A 605-nucleotide genomic window follows, 5' to 3' on the forward strand; every position below is an offset into this window, starting at 1 on the left:
GAACCAGCAGGTCCGCGCGGCCGCGCTGAACCTCGTCACCGCCTGCATCGTCCTGTTCAACTGCCGCTACCTGGACCGGGCGGTCGGGGCGCTCCGCGCGCGAGGCGCGGCGATCGACGACGCCCTCCTGCCGCGGTTGTCGCCGCTCGGATGGGACCACATTAACTTGACGGGCGACTATGTCTGGTCGGACGCCCTAACGCTCGACGCAGAAGGCTATATGCCGCTTAAGATGCCGGCGCCCGGACCGCTGTCGCTGCCGTGATTCTGTGTCCTCATAATGCACAGGGGCGAACAGGAAAAAGCGTGCCCAGCCACTGAAATGTATCGTCAACCAAGCCAGCCCTTGGAGGAAGCCTACCCAAGTCACGAGCATCAACATGATGCTGAAAAGCCAACTGTCCATCGGCTGCAGGAAGTGGTTTCTGTAAAGGCGTGCAAGTCGGCGGCACAGACGTCGACCGACTACCTGGGCCTTCCGGCTTCTAGTCACATGAAAGCCTTCCCGGCGTGATCCCGATACCGCTCCGTATCGCGGACATATTCCGCGACCATCTCGATCGACGCGTGGCGGCTGTGCTCGCGCATTTTGAACAGGTTGGCGT

The 605-nt window shown here is 61.8% G+C and carries 1 protein-coding gene; it reads left to right on the forward strand.

Annotation, left to right across the window (positions count from 1 at the left end):
* A partial coding sequence (locus ACH0AE_RS17950; RefSeq protein ID WP_406876189.1) for a Tn3 family transposase occupies positions 1-265 on the forward strand: 265 nt, incomplete at its 5' end.
* Positions 266-605: the final 340 nt, after the last annotated feature.

It is taken from the genome of Sphingomonas sp. 179-A 2A2 NHS, assembly GCF_045371305.1.
Classification (GTDB): domain Bacteria; phylum Pseudomonadota; class Alphaproteobacteria; order Sphingomonadales; family Sphingomonadaceae; genus Sphingomonas.